A 15,267-nucleotide genomic window follows, 5' to 3' on the forward strand; every position below is an offset into this window, starting at 1 on the left:
TGCGAATCAGGTCGTGAAAGACAGTAAGACCGTCGAGATGCGTATCCGAGGGTGGCTCTTTTCGGCTCTGCCGCGTTCAAACGAATCAGTCTGAAAGAGCCGCTAGAGCCCTTATGTGGGCCAGATAACAGTTTGTTTCACTTTGTTGCAATTGCTTTGAAGCCCGCCACGTAAGGCTTTGCGGGCGACGAGCGAGTCGATGCCCCGTATGGGTCCCCCGGTTGGGTAAAGTTTCCAAACACCCCCGCCGATAAAGGACTCAACAAGTACGGGAATAGACATCGTGAAAATCGAATCGAACAGCAACATCGCACTGGCTGGAATTCAAGACGCTACGCAACGTGCATCGCAAAACGACGCCAAGAGCGCTTCTAGCGTGGCGCAAGCCGGCACGACCGCCGCGCAGAACTCGAAAGTGAGTCTGTCATCGCTGTCGTCGGGTCTGCGCGCGTCGAACAGCGCCGACGTCGATACGGCGAAAGTCGATTCGATCAAGGCTGCACTGCGCGACGGCAGCTATAAGATTGACGCCGGCAAGATCGCCGACGGCATGCTGAGTTCCGCGCGCGACATGCTGCAAACCAGAACCGCGCCCGCTGGCGCCTGAGTTCTTTCTCCGCCGCGCCCGCTTTCGCTTCGAAAGCAGACGCGCAACGGAACCGGAATTCGACGGCGGCAGGCGCATTGTGAAACCCGCGTTTTTTTAGCGAGCTGCAATGAGAGACGCCCTGCTGTCCACCGTTACCGAAGAAGTCGCCGCCGTTCTGGCGTTCGAAGCCCTCCTCGCCCACGAGGAAAAGGCGCTGATCGCCGCGCAGCCGCTCGAAGCGCTGCCGGAAATCATCGAGAACAAGACCGAGTTGACCGAGCGCATCGCCGCGCTCGAGAAAGATCGCGACGCGCATTTGCACGCGCTCGACCTGCCGGGCGGTTTCGCCGGCATGGAAGTCGCCGCTCAGGGCGATGCGCGCATCGCCGAGCAATGGGCGTTGTTGTGCGCGGCCGCTCGCCGTGCGCGTCAAGGCAACAACAACAACGGCGTGCTGATCCGCACGCGCATGGAATACAACCGCAAGGCGCTCGCCGCGTTGCAGGTTGCGCCGTCGAAGGCGGGCTTTTATGGGCCGGATGGGCGGTTGCCGGGAGCTTGAGGATTTGTTGGAGGGTTGCATTTGCCGGGTGCGCTTTCGGGCCGGCGCGGCTTGCTCCGCTGGCATTCGGTAAACGACAGCCGTTCTTTTCAACGCTTTCCCGGGCTTCTTGTCTCGATCGGGGCGCACGTCGCTTGGCGCTCCTGGCTGGCGGCCGAGGCTGGTTATCTGTCGGCGGGTTGGTTTTTCGACGCGGTCGCGCCTGATTCGATCGCCGGCTTGCTGACGCCTCTGGCTCTTGCGAAAGCCCGCTGATTTGCAGTCGTTCGAAGCTCCGCGCAGCCTCTAGCCGGGCGGGCGCGATGAACGATCCGCGCCTTTCTAACCGTCGGCACATGATTCCGCCGAGTGTGCCGATGGCCGCAGCGGCAAGCGTCGACGCTCCCTTTCACCGATTAGCCTCGCACTTTTTGTAGCGTCGGAGCTTGCTTTAGTCCGCTGGCGTCCGACTTTCGGCGAATGCCAACGCTTACATCCGATCGGCGCGGCACATCGCCGGATCAACGCTTCCGCCGCGCGGCGCGTCCGTTCCAACGCCTCCCATCACCCGAATAAACCCCCTTTCCCCGGCCTTATCCGCCGATGGTGGCTCGACGTCCTCCGCAATAATCGCTTTCATCAAGAAGCGGCTTCGCGCCGCGCATGGCGATTAACGCAGTCGAACCGGAGTCGAAGCGCGGTGGCAGAAGAAAGCGATCTCGAAAAAACCGAATCAGCCACTCCCAGGCGCCTCGAAAAGGCGCGGGAGGAAGGCCAGGTTGCGCGCTCGCGGGAACTCGCATCGTTCGCGCTCCTCGCGGCGGGATTTTTCGGGGTATGGGGTTTGTCGGGTCCGATCTACGGTCATCTGCAAGGCATTCTGCGCGGCGCGTTCACCTTCAATCACGAGAACGTGCTCGATACTCACCAGATGATGATCGGCGCCGCCAACGCCAGCAAGGAAGGCATGCTCGCCATGCTGCCGGTGCTCGCGCTCACCGCCGCCGCCGCGCTCGCCGCACCCATGGCGCTCGGCGGCTGGCTCATCACCACGAAGCCGCTTGCCCCGAACTTCGGCCGGCTCAATCCGATCAGCGGCCTCGGCAAGATGTTCTCGTCGAACGGTCCGATCCAGCTCGGCATGTCGATGCTGAAAACCGTGGTCGTCGGCGGCATGGCGGGCTCGGCCATGTGGAGCCGCAAGGCCGAAGTGCTCGGTCTTTTGACCAAGCCGCTCGACCTCGCGCTCGCCGACGCCATGCATCTGCTGTTCGTGTGCTGCGGCATGGCCATCGGCGGCCTCTTTCTCGTCGCCGCCGTCGATGTGCCGTATCAGCTTTATTCGCACGCGAAGAAGCTGCGCATGAGCAAGGAAGAAGTGAAGCGCGAACACAAGGAAAGCGAAGGCGACCCGCACGTGAAGGGCCGCATCCGTGCGCAACAACGCGCCGCCGCCCGGCGCCGCATGATGCAGGCAATTCCGACCGCCGATGTCATCGTCACCAACCCGACGCACTTCGCCGTCGCGCTCAAATACGCCGATGGCGAAATGCGCGCGCCGAAGGTCGTCGCCAAGGGTGTGGATCTGGTGGCCGCGCGTATCCGCGAATTGGGCCGCGAGCATAACGTGCCGCTGCTCGAAGCGCCGCCGCTTGCGCGTGCGCTCTATCACAACGTGGAAATCAACCGCGAGATTCCAGGCGCGCTGTACGGCGCTGTCGCGCAGGTGCTGGCGTGGGTTTATCAGCTGCGCCGGTATCGCGAAGACGGCGGCGCCAAGCCGGACGATCCGTCCGATCTCGAAGTACCGAAAGAACTCGACAAGGGCAGCGTCTCCGACGCCGATGCCGAACAAGAAGCCGCCGACGTACTCGGCGCCGATGACACCTCGAATGGAGCCGCAGCATGAACGCGCGCGCTGGATTTTTCGCCAAACGGCCCGACGCGCTCGGCACGCAGAATTTGCGCGCGCTCGCCGGTCCGATCCTGATCTGCATGATCCTCGGCATGATGATCTTGCCGTTGCCGGCGTTCCTGCTGGATCTACTGTTCACCTTCAACATCGCGCTTTCGGTGATGGTGCTGCTCGTCAGCATGTACACACAGAAGCCGCTCGACTTCGCGGCCTTCCCCGCCGTGCTGCTGTTCTCGACGCTGCTGCGCCTGTCGCTGAACGTGGCGTCCACGCGGATCGTGCTGCTCGAAGGTCATACCGGCCCGGACGCTGCCGGTCAGGTGATCGAATCGTTCGGCCACTTTCTCGTTGGTGGCAATTTCGCCGTGGGTATCGTCGTCTTCGTGATTCTGATGATCATCAACTTCATGGTGATCACGAAGGGCGCGGGACGTATCGCGGAAGTCGGCGCGCGCTTCACTCTCGACGCGATGCCCGGCAAGCAAATGGCCATCGACGCCGACCTGAACGCCGGCCTCATCAACGAAGAAACCGCGAAGAAGCGCCGCACGGCGGTGGCGCAAGAAGCCGAGTTCTACGGTTCGATGGACGGTGCGAGCAAGTTCGTGCGCGGCGACGCGATTGCGGGCTTGCTGATCATGGTGATCAACATCGTGGGCGGGCTGATCGTCGGCATGCTTCAGCACGACATGGACTTCGGCCACGCGGCGACGAACTATACGCTCCTGACTATCGGCGATGGCCTCGTCGCGCAGATTCCTTCGCTCATCATTTCGACGGCGGCGGGCGTGATCGTGTCGCGCGTCGCGACCGAGGAAGACATCGGTACGCAGTTGACCGGCCAGTTGTTCCAGAACCCGCGCGTGTTGATGATCACGGGCGTGATCATCGGCGTGATGGGGTTGATTCCGGGCATGCCGCACTTTGCGTTCATGCTGCTCGGCGGCGGCTTGATCTACGCCGCGCGTTCGATGAACAAGCGCGCCGAAGCGAAGAAGAAAGCCGGCAACGTTACGGACATCACGCCGGTCGCGGCCGCGCCGGTGGAGAATGCCGAAGCGAGCTGGGACGATGTCGCGCTGATCGATCCGCTCGGCCTCGAAGTGGGCTACCGGCTGATTCCGCTCGTCGATCGCAATACGGATGGAGAATTGCTCAAGCGTATCAAGGGCATTCGCAAGAAGTTCGCGCAGGAAATCGGGTTTTTGCCGCCTGTCATTCATATTCGCGACAACCTGGAATTGCGGCCGAACGGCTATCGCATTGCGCTGAAGGGCGTGGAAGTGGGCGTTGGCGAGGTGTTTCCGGGACAGTGGCTCGCGATCAATCCGGGGCAGGTGTCGGTGACTTTGCCGGGCCCGCAGACGCAGGACCCGGCGTTCGGCCTGCCGGCAGTGTGGATCGACACGAATATGCGCGAACAGGCGCAGGTTTATGGCTACACGGTCGTCGATGCCAGCACGGTGGTCGCGACGCATTTGAATCATCTCGTCGTGACGCACGCGGCGGAATTGCTTGGGCGTCAGGAAGTGCAGGCGTTGCTGGATCGTATTGGCAAGGACACGCCGTCGCTCACCGAGGATCTCGTGCCGAAGACCATTTCGCTCACGCTGTTGCAGAAGGTGCTGCAAAATCTGCTCGACGAAAGCGTGCCGATTCGCGACATGCGCACCATTCTCGACGCGGTGCAGGAGCACGCGCCGCGACTCGCCGATCCGTACGAGCTTACGGCCGCGGTGCGCCTTGCGCTCGGCCGCGCGATTTCGCAGCAGTGGTTTCCGGGCACCGACGACCTTCAGGTGATGGGCCTCGATCCGATGCTGGAGCGTGTGTTGTCGCAGGCGCTTTCGACGGGCGCGAACCCCGGCCTGGAGCCGGGGCTTGCGCAGACGCTGATGAACTCGACGCAGAACGCGATGCTGCGTCAGCAGAACTTGGGCTTGCCGCCGGTGCTGCTCGTGCAGCATTCGCTACGCGCGATGCTTGCGCGGTTCCTGCGCCGAAGTCTGCCGCAGTTGAAGGTGCTTTCTTATGCGGAAGTACCGGATACGCGGAATGTGAAAGTGGTTAATTTGATTGGGGCTTGAGGTGCGGGCCTTGATTCGATAATCAATTAAGCGTTGCGCTGATCAGACTTCGAAGATTGCGCGCATCGAACACAACGGTTTTCCACGTGTAGTAATTCGCGCGTTCGAACTGAATCTTGCCGACCGCTTGTTGCGACTCCGCAATTGCCAAGACCGCGCCCGGCATCTTTTGGGCGCGGTACTGCAAATGAATGATCTCCCCTTCTAGAAGACGCTTCGCGCTCGTCGCGGCAATCACGATGGAAGGCGTGGGCGTATCGATGACATGGTCGGCGATCAAGCCACCGGATATCGGCAACTCAACGTCCGACACATGCGCGAGGCCCAAATCGCTTGCAATCTCGTCGATCGCGCATTTCAAGCGGACCGTGAACTCATTGCTTCCCTGGCGTTCGGCGCGAGACGTAGCTACGCCATAAAGCTGTTGCGCTGCCTCCGCGACGCGGAACACATAGGGCGCAAGAAGACGTTCGTCGATTGTCGTAGCTCGGATTACTTCGTCATCGCAGAGGCGCGCCGGACTGTCTTGAGCAAACGCTTCCGACCAGCGCTCGACGGCGCCCGACTCGACATCGCCACCCGCCATACTTGCGTGAAAGCAGGCTTCTCCGTTTTCATCGATAACAAAACCGGCTCTTTTAAAAACGGAGTGGGTAACGGCCTTCAGCGGGCATGCGAGTTGAATGCGGAGAAGTCGAGTTTGCCTGCGATAAGAAACAGGACCGTTCGCATGGTTTCGAAGCGAGCGTATCCGCGTGCCTTGCGCTTGGCGGCCTGAAACAGTCCGTTGATGGCTTCGATGAAGCCGTTGGTCTGGCGGGTCTGGGTCCAGGCGACGATGCCGTCGAAGTGTCGGCGAATCAATCGCACCACGTCCTTCATCGGTTCGACCTTCGAGCGCATGACGTTGGTGCACCACTGTTGCAACATCTCGGAGACGACATTGATTTGCTTGCGTTCGAGAATATCTCGCAGTTGCTCGCGATACAGCCAGGCGCGTGCCGTGCGGCTGGTAGTGTACTGGCTGACGAGCGCCTCGAGCTCAGTCAGTTGAGCCAGATTGAGCCTATTCGCGTCTTTCAGCAGCGTCCAGCGCATGCCTTTAAGTTCCGGGTCGACCTTCTGTTGTTGGCGACGCACTGTATCGAGCGCCTTGGACGCGTGCGCGACGACGTGAAACTTGTCGAAGGTCAGCCGTGCATCGGGCAGATGTTCGTTGACTCCCTTGATGAAAGCTGGCGACATGTCGATGCTGACCGGGCCGACCTGTTCGGGCTTGCCACCGTGTTGGCCCAGATAGGCGGCGAAGCGTTCAATCGTGCTGGCATCCTTGCCGGTCGTCACGAACACGACCCGCCGCGCCTGCATGTCGGCCACCAGTGTCAGATACTCGTGACCGCGCCGGTAAGAGGTTTCATCAATCGCCACTGTCGTCACCTCCGACAGGTCCGCCGATGCGAGCGCCAGTTCCACATAGCGCGAGCAGATGGCGTGAACCCGGTGCCACGACAGGTTGACGATGCGCGCCACGGCAGCAAACGGCATCTGCTGAGCGAGCATCATCACGAGCGCCTCGAACAGCAACGTGAAGCCGCTGAGTTGGCCGACCCAATCAGGTTCCACCAACCGTACCGAGCCGTCCGGCAAGCGCACGCGCGGCACCCGTACTTCCAGATAGCACTCGTGCTGGAAGAAATTCAGATGGCGCAGACGCTTGATTTGCGTGTCGTGCACCGGGTGCTCGCCGGCGACGCTGGCATAACCGAACCGGCTGCCCGCGACGAAGTTCACCGCAATCGTGAGCTGGCGTTTGCCGGCATCAAAGTCGACGCTTTGTACGTACCACGGGGCCTTGATTCCCAGCGCGGCTTCAAACAGTTGGTCCGTCATTGTTCGTTTCGTCTTGCATGGCTGGTTGCAGCATTCTGCCGCAACCAGCGATGACTCACCTTATCGAATCAGTGCGCCTCAAGGGCTCGCTGCGCCGGGCTTACGCCCGCCCTTGACCCGCCAAACCACCCACTGAGAATTCAAAAGAGGCACAAAACCGTCGTCGCGAGAACGAATACGCACCACCACGCGATCGCCTGTTCCCGGATATTCGAGCGGCGTAATGACGCGATACACGCCGTTCGAGTCAGCGTGAACTTCGAATAGCGCGCAGATTGTTTGTTTAAGTGTGTCTGCTAGCACAATAAGTCGCCCTGGCCGTCTTGCTCGTTTGAGATCGTGATGCCCGTCGCCTTGCAGAACAACACGATCAAAGCGCCACGATCATTTTCCGCACGTGGATCGAAACGTTTCGACGACTTAAGGTTAAGCTCCGGCGCGCCCGGCAGCAAGCGGTTCCGATAATCGCTTGTCGTCCGACACGGCACCTTGCAGTGCAAACCCTTATGGCTTGGATGGTAGTGAAACTCGAGCAAGGGATAGAGATCGCCCTTCGGCAGCGAGCAAAGCAGATGCGCGTAGAACGCGCGGTCTTCGAGTTGTTCTCCGTCGCGCCAAACGAACAATACGAAGTGGTCGTCCGACACGCGAATGAGTTCGGTGGCGTGAACGCGCGGCCTCGCCATCCGATTAAATGGCTTCGGCCACTTGTTCTTGACCATCTGCTTGAACTTTGGCGAGCCGGTCAGCGTTTTGCGCACTTGCTTATGCGCAGCAAGATCCTGTGGAAGCAAGGCGGTCTCTCAAGTATTTGAACCGACCGCGTCGCACCGAAGGAGCAGTCGATAGATTCGTTTTAGTTCTATCGATGCTAACCGCCTTGCGTGATGGAAACTGCTTCGTCCACCGAATTTTTCAATCGCCCTGACAATTTCTGCTTGGAGCCTCAACACTCCACGATATTCACCGCCAACCCACCCCGCGAAGTCTCCTTATACTTCGTCTTCATATCCGCCCCTGTCTCGCGCATGGTTTTAATGACCGAATCCAGCGAAACATAATGCGATCCATCGCCACGCATCGCCATGCGCGCCGCGTTGACAGCCTTCACCGACCCCATCGCGTTACGTTCGATGCACGGAATCTGCACCATGCCGCCCACCGGGTCGCACGTGAGCCCAAGGTTGTGCTCCATGCCGATTTCCGCCGCGTTCTCCACCTGCGCGGGCGTGCCGCCCATCACCGCCGCAAGTCCCCCGGCGGCCATCGAGCACGCAACGCCCACTTCGCCCTGACATCCCACTTCCGCGCCCGAAATCGACGCATTCATCTTGTAGAGGATGCCAATGGCCGCCGCCGTCAGCAGAAAATCGATCACGCCCTGCGCATTCGATCCCGGCAAAAACCGATCGTAGTAATGCAGCACCGCCGGAATGATGCCCGCCGCGCCGTTCGTCGGCGCCGTAACCACTCGGCCGCCGACCGCGTTCTCTTCATTCACGGCGATGGCGTAGAGGTTGATCCAGTCCATCATCGATAGCGGATCGCGCAGCGCCTGCTCGGGTTTGCCGGCGAGCGCGCGATACAACACCGGCGCACGCCGCTTCACCTGGAACGGACCCGGCAGATGCCCATCCGCATCCGGATTGCCGATGCCGCAGCCGCGCGCGACGCAATCCTGCATCACGTCCCAGATTCGCAACAAGCCCGCGCGAATCTCGTCCTCGCTACGCCACACGCGCTCGTTTTCCCACATCAGTTGCGCGATGGACTTGCCCGAATCGGCGCACATCTTCATCAACTCATCGCCCGTCTTGAAGGCGTAGGGCAAGTGTTCGATGGCCGTAAGCACCGCCGTGTTCGCCGCGCCCGCCGTCACCACGAAGCCGCCGCCCACCGACAGATATGTCGCCTCGTGCAACGGCTCGCCGCTCGCATCGAATGCGTGCAGCTTCATGCCGTTCGGATGCTCCGGCAACGCCTGCCGATAGAACGCAATGTTCTCCTTCAGCGTGAACGGAATCTTGTGAGTGCCGAGCAGCGCGAGCGTCCTGGACGTGCGTACGGTTTCGAGGCGCGGCGCGATGGTGCCCGCATCGACCGTGTCGGGGGCATCGCCCATCAAGCCGAGCATGACGCCGCGGTCCGTGCCGTGGCCTTTACCCGTCGCACCGAGCGATCCGTACAGCTCGCATTTCACCGATGCCACCGCGTCCAGCAGCCCATCGCGTTCGAGCCCTTGCGCGAACATCAGCGCGGCGCGCATCGGGCCCACGGTATGTGAACTCGAAGGTCCGATGCCGATCTTGAAGAGGTCGAATACGCTGACTGCCATGAATGCTCCTTGCTTGAGCTGCTTGAGACGGGATCATCGCGCCGGCAACGGCAGACACACCGCGAGCCACGCAGGCGGCGTCGGCGCGAGCCGCAACGCCACCGGCGCATAACGGCCGTCGAGACGCGCCGCGAGATGAAAGAGTTCCGCCGAGTTCTTCGGGTCCCACTGACCCGAGAATCCCGGCAATCCGGCTTCGCGACGCTTGGCATCGAAAGGCACGGTCGAATGCACGAATTCGTCATGCGTGCGGGTGCCGAGCGCATAAGGCGTAAGCCAGTTGAGCGCTTGCGCGAGCGTTGCGCCCGACTGCGCGCGCTCCGGCAGCCAGTTGCGGTTATGCCGTCGCGCGGCCAGCGCCGCCGTCACGAGCGGCTGAAGATCGTAGGTGACGTAGCGCAAGGCATCGCGTTCGGCGAAATCGACGGTCGACCCATCCGGCGCGATGTTGTCGCCGATATGCTCGACGAACAGCCGCTGCGCCGCGTTGATGAGCTTGCGGTCGTCGATGGTGAATGCGCCCATCGCCACCAGCTTCACGCGATGACTCTGCCAGTTGTTCCGATACGTGCCCGTGAGCGGGCGCTTCTGCTTGTCCATGTCGGCGACGTAGCCCGTCACCATCTTCGTGATGAACGCGTTCGCCGCGTTGCGCGTCTTCACCGGCAACGCGCTCGCGGTCAGATCGTAGGCGAGGATCAGCGACTCGAAGTTGGTCTCGTCGATCGGATTGAAACTCGGCTGATACGTTGTCGTCCACGCGAACAGAAAGCGGTCGACGAGACGCAGATAACGCTCGTCGCCGGTCGCGCGCCAGGCGAGCGCGGCATCGCGCATCAAGCCGAGATCCTTTTCGGCTTCGATGCTCTCGTCACGTATGCCTTCGTGCGGCAGCGTGCCTTCGGTATGCAATTTCGCGAGCGGCTTCGGCTGGTCGTTGACGTGCGATTGCACCATCTGCACGAGCGCCTTCACGCCGGGATCGGCATTGGTGCGCTCGCTCGTCTGCATGGCGGGCGCGGCGCAGAAATTCATCGCCGCATGCGCGGACGGCGCGGCGCAAGCCAACGCCCACAGCATGAATCGCGCGGCATGGAAGCGCTTCGTCTCGTTCACCTCTCGCACCCTTGTCGCCATATGAACTCCCTGTTTTGGCTTTTGGTCCGGGGTGAGATGTTAGCCCTTCTGACTCGCGCTGCAAAACCGCCCGACAATGCTTGACGTTTCCGGGCGGTTCCGCGGTTTTGATCGATTACTCGTCCGCGTACTCCGAGATCGGCACGCACGAGCACATCAGATTGCGGTCGCCATACGCGTTATCCGCGCGGCCAACCGGCGACCAATACTTGCGCGTCACGAGCGACTTCAGCGGATACGCCGCCGCTTCACGCGTGTACTTGTGGTCCCACGCATCCGACGTAACGACCGCCGCCGTGTGCGGCGCGTTCTTCAGCACGTTGTCTTCGCGATCCGCGCTGCCTTCTTCCACCGCGCGAATCTCGTTGCGAATGGCGATCATCGCGTCGATGAAGCGATCCAGCTCTTCCTTCGACTCCGATTCGGTCGGTTCCACCATCAGCGTGCCGGGCACCGGAAAGCTCATCGTCGGCGCGTGGAAGCCGTAGTCGATCAGACGCTTGGCCACGTCTTCCACCGAGATGCCGCTCGATTCCTTGATCGGCCGGACATCGAGAATGCATTCGTGCGCGACGAGCCCGCCCGGCCCGCTATACAGCACCGGATAATGCGGCGCGAGGCGCTTCGCGACGTAGTTGGCCGCAAGAATCGCGCTTGCCGTGGCGGCGGTGAGACCTTCCGCGCCCATCATCGCGATATACATCCACGAGATCGGCAAGATCGCGGCCGAGCCGTAAGGCGCCGACGATACCGCGCCGATGCCCGCGTCATCGCGCTTGTAACCGGTCGAAGCCTGATTCGGCAGAAACTTGGCCAGATGCGCGCCAACCGCTACCGGACCCACGCCCGGTCCGCCGCCGCCGTGCGGAATGCAGAACGTCTTGTGCAAGTTCAGATGCGAGACATCGCCGCCGAACTGGCCGGGCGCGGTGAGGCCGACCATCGCATTCATGTTTGCGCCGTCGACATACACCTGGCCGCCGTGCGCGTGCACGATCTCGCAGATTTCGCGGACGTTGCGCTCGAACACGCCATGCGTCGACGGATACGTGATCATGATCGCCGCGAGATTCGCCGAATGCTTTTCGGCCTTCGCCTTCAGGTCTTCGATATCGACGTTGCCGTTCGTATCGCATGCAACGACGACGACCTGCATGCCCGCCATCTGCGCCGAAGCCGGATTCGTGCCGTGCGCGGACGCCGGAATCAGACACACATTGCGATGCCCTTCGCCGCGCGACTCGTGATACGCGTGAATGATGAGCAAGCCGGCGTATTCGCCCTGCGAACCGGCGTTCGGCTGCAACGACACCGCCGCATAGCCGGTGCACGCGACAAGCATCTGTTCGAGCTGATCGATCATCGTGCGATAGCCGACCGTCTGTTCCGCCGGCGCGAATGGATGAATCTGCGCGAACTCGGGCCACGTGACCGGCAGCATTTCGGAGGTCGCGTTGAGCTTCATCGTGCAGGAGCCGAGCGGGATCATCGTGCGGTCGAGCGCGAGGTCCTTGTCCGCGAGACTGCGCAGATAGCGCAGCATTTCGTGCTCGGAATGATGGCGATTGAAAACCGGATGCGTGAGGTATTCGCTCGTGCGCTTGAGATCTGCGGGCAATGGATCGGCAAGCGATGCATCGAGCGCGTCGATATCGAACGTCTCGTTCTTGCCCGCGACTTCGGCAAACAGCGCGAAGAGCTTCGTGAGATCGTCGCGCGTCGTGGTTTCATCGAGCGACACACCGACGCGATTCGCGCTCACATGACGCAGATTCACATGCGCGGCGTAAGCGGCCTGATGCAGCGCGTTGGTGCTCGCGCCGCTTTCGATGGTCACGGTATCGAAGAACGTGTCGTTGGTCAGCGCGTAGCCGAGCTTTCGCACGCCCGCCGCGAACACCGACGCGACGCGATTCACGCGCAGCGCAATGGTCTTGAGACCCTCAGGGCCGTGATAGACCGCGTACATGCTCGCCATGATCGCGAGCAGCGCCTGCGCCGTGCAGACATTCGACGTCGCCTTCTCGCGGCGAATATGCTGTTCGCGCGTTTGCAGCGCGAGACGCAGCGCGGAATTGCCTTGCGCGTCGATAGTCACGCCGACGAGACGGCCCGGCATCTGACGCTTGAATTCGTCGCGCACGGCCATGTACGCCGCGTGCGGACCGCCGAAGCCTACCGGCACGCCGAAACGCTGCGTATTGCCGATAGCCACGTCCGCGCCCCATTCGCCCGGCGGCGTGATGAGCGTGAGCGCCAGCAAGTCGGCTGCGGCGATCACGTAACCGCCCGCCGCATGCACCGCTTCGGCGAGCGCGCGGTAGTCGCGAACGTCGCCATTCGCGCCGGGATATTGCAGCAGCACGCCGAATGCGTTCGCGCTCGCGGCATCCGCGGCCGGTCCCACCCGCACGTCGATGCCCGCCGGCTTAGCGCGTGTCTTCACCACTTCGATGGTCTGCGGCAGCACGTCGTCGGCCACATAGAACACGTTCGATTTCGGCTTGCCGACGCGTTGCAGAAGCGTCATGGCTTCGGCGGCGGCGGTGGCTTCGTCGAGCAGCGACGCGTTCGAGATGGCGAGGCCCGTGAGATCCATCACCATCTGCTGAAAGTTCAGAAGCGCTTCCAGACGCCCTTGCGAAATCTCGGGCTGATACGGCGTATAAGCCGTGTACCACGCCGGATTTTCCAGCACGTTGCGCAGGATCACGCCCGGCGTGTGCGTGCCGTAATAACCCTGGCCGATATACGTGCGAAACACGAGATTCTCGTTCGCCAGCTTGCGCAGCGACGCGAGCGCTTCCGCTTCGCTTTTCGGCTGCGTGAACGCGCCGAGCGGCAGCGTTTCCTGGCGGCGGATCGATTCCGGAATCACCGCGTCGATGAACGCCGCGCGCGATGCGAACCCGAGCGCGTCGAGCATGGCGCGCTGATCGGCATCGCCGGGACCGATGTGCCGTGCCGCGAATGCGTCATGGCATTCGAGCGCGGCGAGGGACAGGGAGGTGCGGTTCATCAGGTGATCCGGATGTTCGAGCTTCATGTGAATTCCTGCAAAGCGGCCGGTTGGAAACGCAACCGCTTTCGTCATTGAGATGAGTTATTCGCCGATCGACTTGCCGTAGCCTTCGGCGTCGAGCAGCTTGTCGAGACTGGCGTCGGCGGCCGGCTTGATCTTGAAGAGCCAGCTTTCGTACGGTGCGCCATTCACCGAATCCGGCGACGAAGTCAACGCGTCGTTCGCGGCGACGACTTCGCCCGACACCGGCGCGTAAATATCGGATGCCGCTTTCACGGATTCGATCACCGCGATGGCGTCGCCCGCCGCGACTGCCTTGCCCGCCGCGGGCAGTTCGACGAACACGATGTCGCCCAGCGCTTCTTGCGCGTGATCGGTAATGCCGATGGTCAGTGTGCCGTCGGATTCGGCGCGGACCCATTCATGCGATTCGGTATATTTCAGATCGGCCGGGATGCTCATTGGATGCTCCTTGCGTAATTCGTTCGTGGGGTTCGTGATCGGATGGCGCGCGCCACGTTCGTCCGCTGTCGGGCCTCAAAGGCTCACGAGCGTCTTGCCGTTGCGCACGAACGGAAGTTTTACCACGCGCGCGGCAACTTGCTTGTCGCGGATGAGCACTTGCACCGTATCGCCGATCGCCACTTGCGTCGGGACGCGAGCGAACGCAATCGACTCCTGCATCGACGGCGAAAACGTGCCGCTCGTGATCTCGCCTTCGCCGTGCGCCGTGACGACCTTCTGATGCGCGCGCAGCACGCCAGCCGCACGCCCGTTCTCCTTGATGAGCACGAGCCCGACGAAGTTCGACTGCGAGCCGTTCGCTTCGAGCGCGGCGCGGCCGACGAAATCGCGCGGGGTCTTCAGGTCGACGGTCCAGGCGAGGCCGGCGTCGAGCGGCGACACGGTTTCATCCATGTCCTGGCCGTAGAGATTCATGCCGGCTTCGAGACGCAAGGTGTCGCGTGCGCCGAGGCCTGCGGGCTTCACGCCGGCTTCACGGAGCGCGTTCCACAGCGCTTCCACGTGCGTGGCGGAAACCACGATCTCGAAGCCGTCCTCGCCCGTGTAGCCGGTGCGCGCGAGCATCAGTTCGCCGAAGGGCGTGGTTGCGAACTTCGCCGCATTGAAGGGTTTGAGCGATTCGGTTTCGGCGCGCGTCTGCGGCAGCACTTGCCAGACCTTTTCGCGTGCATTCGGACCTTGCACCGCGATGATGCCGAAATCGCCGCGCGGGCGGATCGACAGATCGAAACCACCTTCCGCGTTCAGTTGCTGGAACCACGCGATGTCTTTATCCGCCGTGCTCGCGTTCACGACCACGCGGAAACTCGTTTCGGAGAAGTAGTAGACGATCAGATCGTCGATGACGCCGCCGTCGGTCTTGAGCAGGCACGAATACAGTGCGCGACCGGGCGTTGTCAGCTTGTCGACGTTATTGGCGATGGCGTGCAGAAAGAAGGGCCGAACGGCGTCGCCGTCGAAATCGACGACGCGCATGTGCGATACGTCGAACATGCCCGCGTCGGTTCGGACGGCGTGATGTTCGTCGATTTGCGAACCGTAGTTGACGGGCATGTCCCAGCCGCCGAAATCGACCATGCGCGCGTTGAGCGCGAGGTGGGCGGCATGCAAGGGCGTGTGTTGAAGAGCGGTCATCGGGGCCTCGGTTCGCGAAACAAAAAAGGCCACGCAGCGCGCAGATATCTGCCTTCGCCGCGACTATGCCTTTGCTCGCTGACTTTCAGCAG

The 15,267-nt window shown here is 62.0% G+C and carries 12 protein-coding genes; 4 read left to right on the forward strand and 8 right to left on the reverse strand.

Going from position 1 to position 15,267, the window contains the following annotated elements; all coding sequences use genetic code 11:
- Positions 1–283 precede the first annotated feature (283 nt).
- The 4 genes from flgM (at position 284) to flhA (ending at position 5,132) form a co-directional block, all read left to right on the forward strand.
- Complete coding sequence (gene flgM / locus LDZ28_RS13265; RefSeq protein WP_244826562.1) at positions 284–607, forward strand: flagellar biosynthesis anti-sigma factor FlgM; 324 nt, start codon at positions 284–286, stop codon at positions 605–607.
- Between the two features lie 109 nt (positions 608–716).
- Positions 717–1,151, forward strand: coding sequence for a flagella synthesis protein FlgN (locus tag LDZ28_RS13270; RefSeq protein WP_244826563.1), 435 nt, complete (start codon positions 717–719; stop codon positions 1,149–1,151).
- A gap of 679 nt (positions 1,152–1,830) precedes the next feature.
- Positions 1,831–3,039 carry a flagellar biosynthesis protein FlhB gene (gene flhB, locus LDZ28_RS13275; protein WP_244826564.1) on the forward strand — a complete coding sequence of 403 codons (1,209 nt, stop codon included), beginning with the start codon at positions 1,831–1,833 and terminating at the stop codon, positions 3,037–3,039.
- Positions 3,036–5,132: a flagellar biosynthesis protein FlhA gene (flhA, locus tag LDZ28_RS13280; RefSeq protein WP_244826565.1), complete on the forward strand. Its 2,097-nt coding sequence runs from the start codon at positions 3,036–3,038 to the stop codon at positions 5,130–5,132. The genes flhB and flhA overlap by 4 nt, the downstream gene beginning before the upstream one ends.
- 22 nt (positions 5,133–5,154) lie before the next feature.
- Here the strand turns inward: flhA and LDZ28_RS13285 are convergent, their stop codons facing one another.
- The 8 genes from LDZ28_RS13285 to gcvT all read right to left on the reverse strand — a co-directional run bounded on the left by LDZ28_RS13285 (position 5,155) and on the right by gcvT (position 15,175).
- Positions 5,155–5,493 carry a hypothetical protein gene (locus LDZ28_RS13285; RefSeq protein WP_244826566.1) on the reverse strand — a complete coding sequence of 113 codons (339 nt, stop codon included), beginning with the start codon at positions 5,491–5,493 and terminating at the stop codon, positions 5,155–5,157.
- 302 nt (positions 5,494–5,795) lie between these two features.
- Positions 5,796–7,022: an ISL3 family transposase gene (locus LDZ28_RS13290; protein ID WP_244826567.1), complete on the reverse strand. Its 1,227-nt coding sequence runs from the start codon at positions 7,020–7,022 to the stop codon at positions 5,796–5,798.
- Positions 7,023–7,318: 296 nt separating this feature from the next.
- Entirely contained in the window at positions 7,319–7,816 is a 498-nt protein-coding gene (locus LDZ28_RS13295) for a hypothetical protein (protein ID WP_244826568.1), read from the reverse strand.
- A 152-nt stretch (positions 7,817–7,968) separates the two neighbouring features.
- Positions 7,969–9,357, reverse strand: a complete 1,389-nt coding sequence (locus tag LDZ28_RS13300) for an L-serine ammonia-lyase (RefSeq protein WP_244826569.1) — start codon at positions 9,355–9,357, stop codon at positions 7,969–7,971.
- Between the two features lie 33 nt (positions 9,358–9,390).
- Positions 9,391–10,437: an alginate lyase family protein gene (locus tag LDZ28_RS13305; RefSeq protein ID WP_244828136.1), complete on the reverse strand. Its 1,047-nt coding sequence runs from the start codon at positions 10,435–10,437 to the stop codon at positions 9,391–9,393.
- A 172-nt stretch (positions 10,438–10,609) separates the two neighbouring features.
- Entirely contained in the window at positions 10,610–13,540 is a 2,931-nt protein-coding gene (gene gcvP / locus LDZ28_RS13310) for an aminomethyl-transferring glycine dehydrogenase (RefSeq protein ID WP_244826570.1), read from the reverse strand.
- Between the two features lie 57 nt (positions 13,541–13,597).
- Complete coding sequence (gcvH, locus tag LDZ28_RS13315; protein WP_244826571.1) at positions 13,598–13,978, reverse strand: glycine cleavage system protein GcvH; 381 nt, start codon at positions 13,976–13,978, stop codon at positions 13,598–13,600.
- Between the two features lie 75 nt (positions 13,979–14,053).
- Complete coding sequence (gcvT, locus tag LDZ28_RS13320; RefSeq protein ID WP_244826572.1) at positions 14,054–15,175, reverse strand: glycine cleavage system aminomethyltransferase GcvT; 1,122 nt, start codon at positions 15,173–15,175, stop codon at positions 14,054–14,056.
- Positions 15,176–15,267 lie beyond the last annotated feature (92 nt).

The sequence above is a fragment of the Caballeronia sp. TF1N1 genome (genome assembly GCF_022878925.1).
Taxonomy (GTDB): domain Bacteria; phylum Pseudomonadota; class Gammaproteobacteria; order Burkholderiales; family Burkholderiaceae; genus Caballeronia.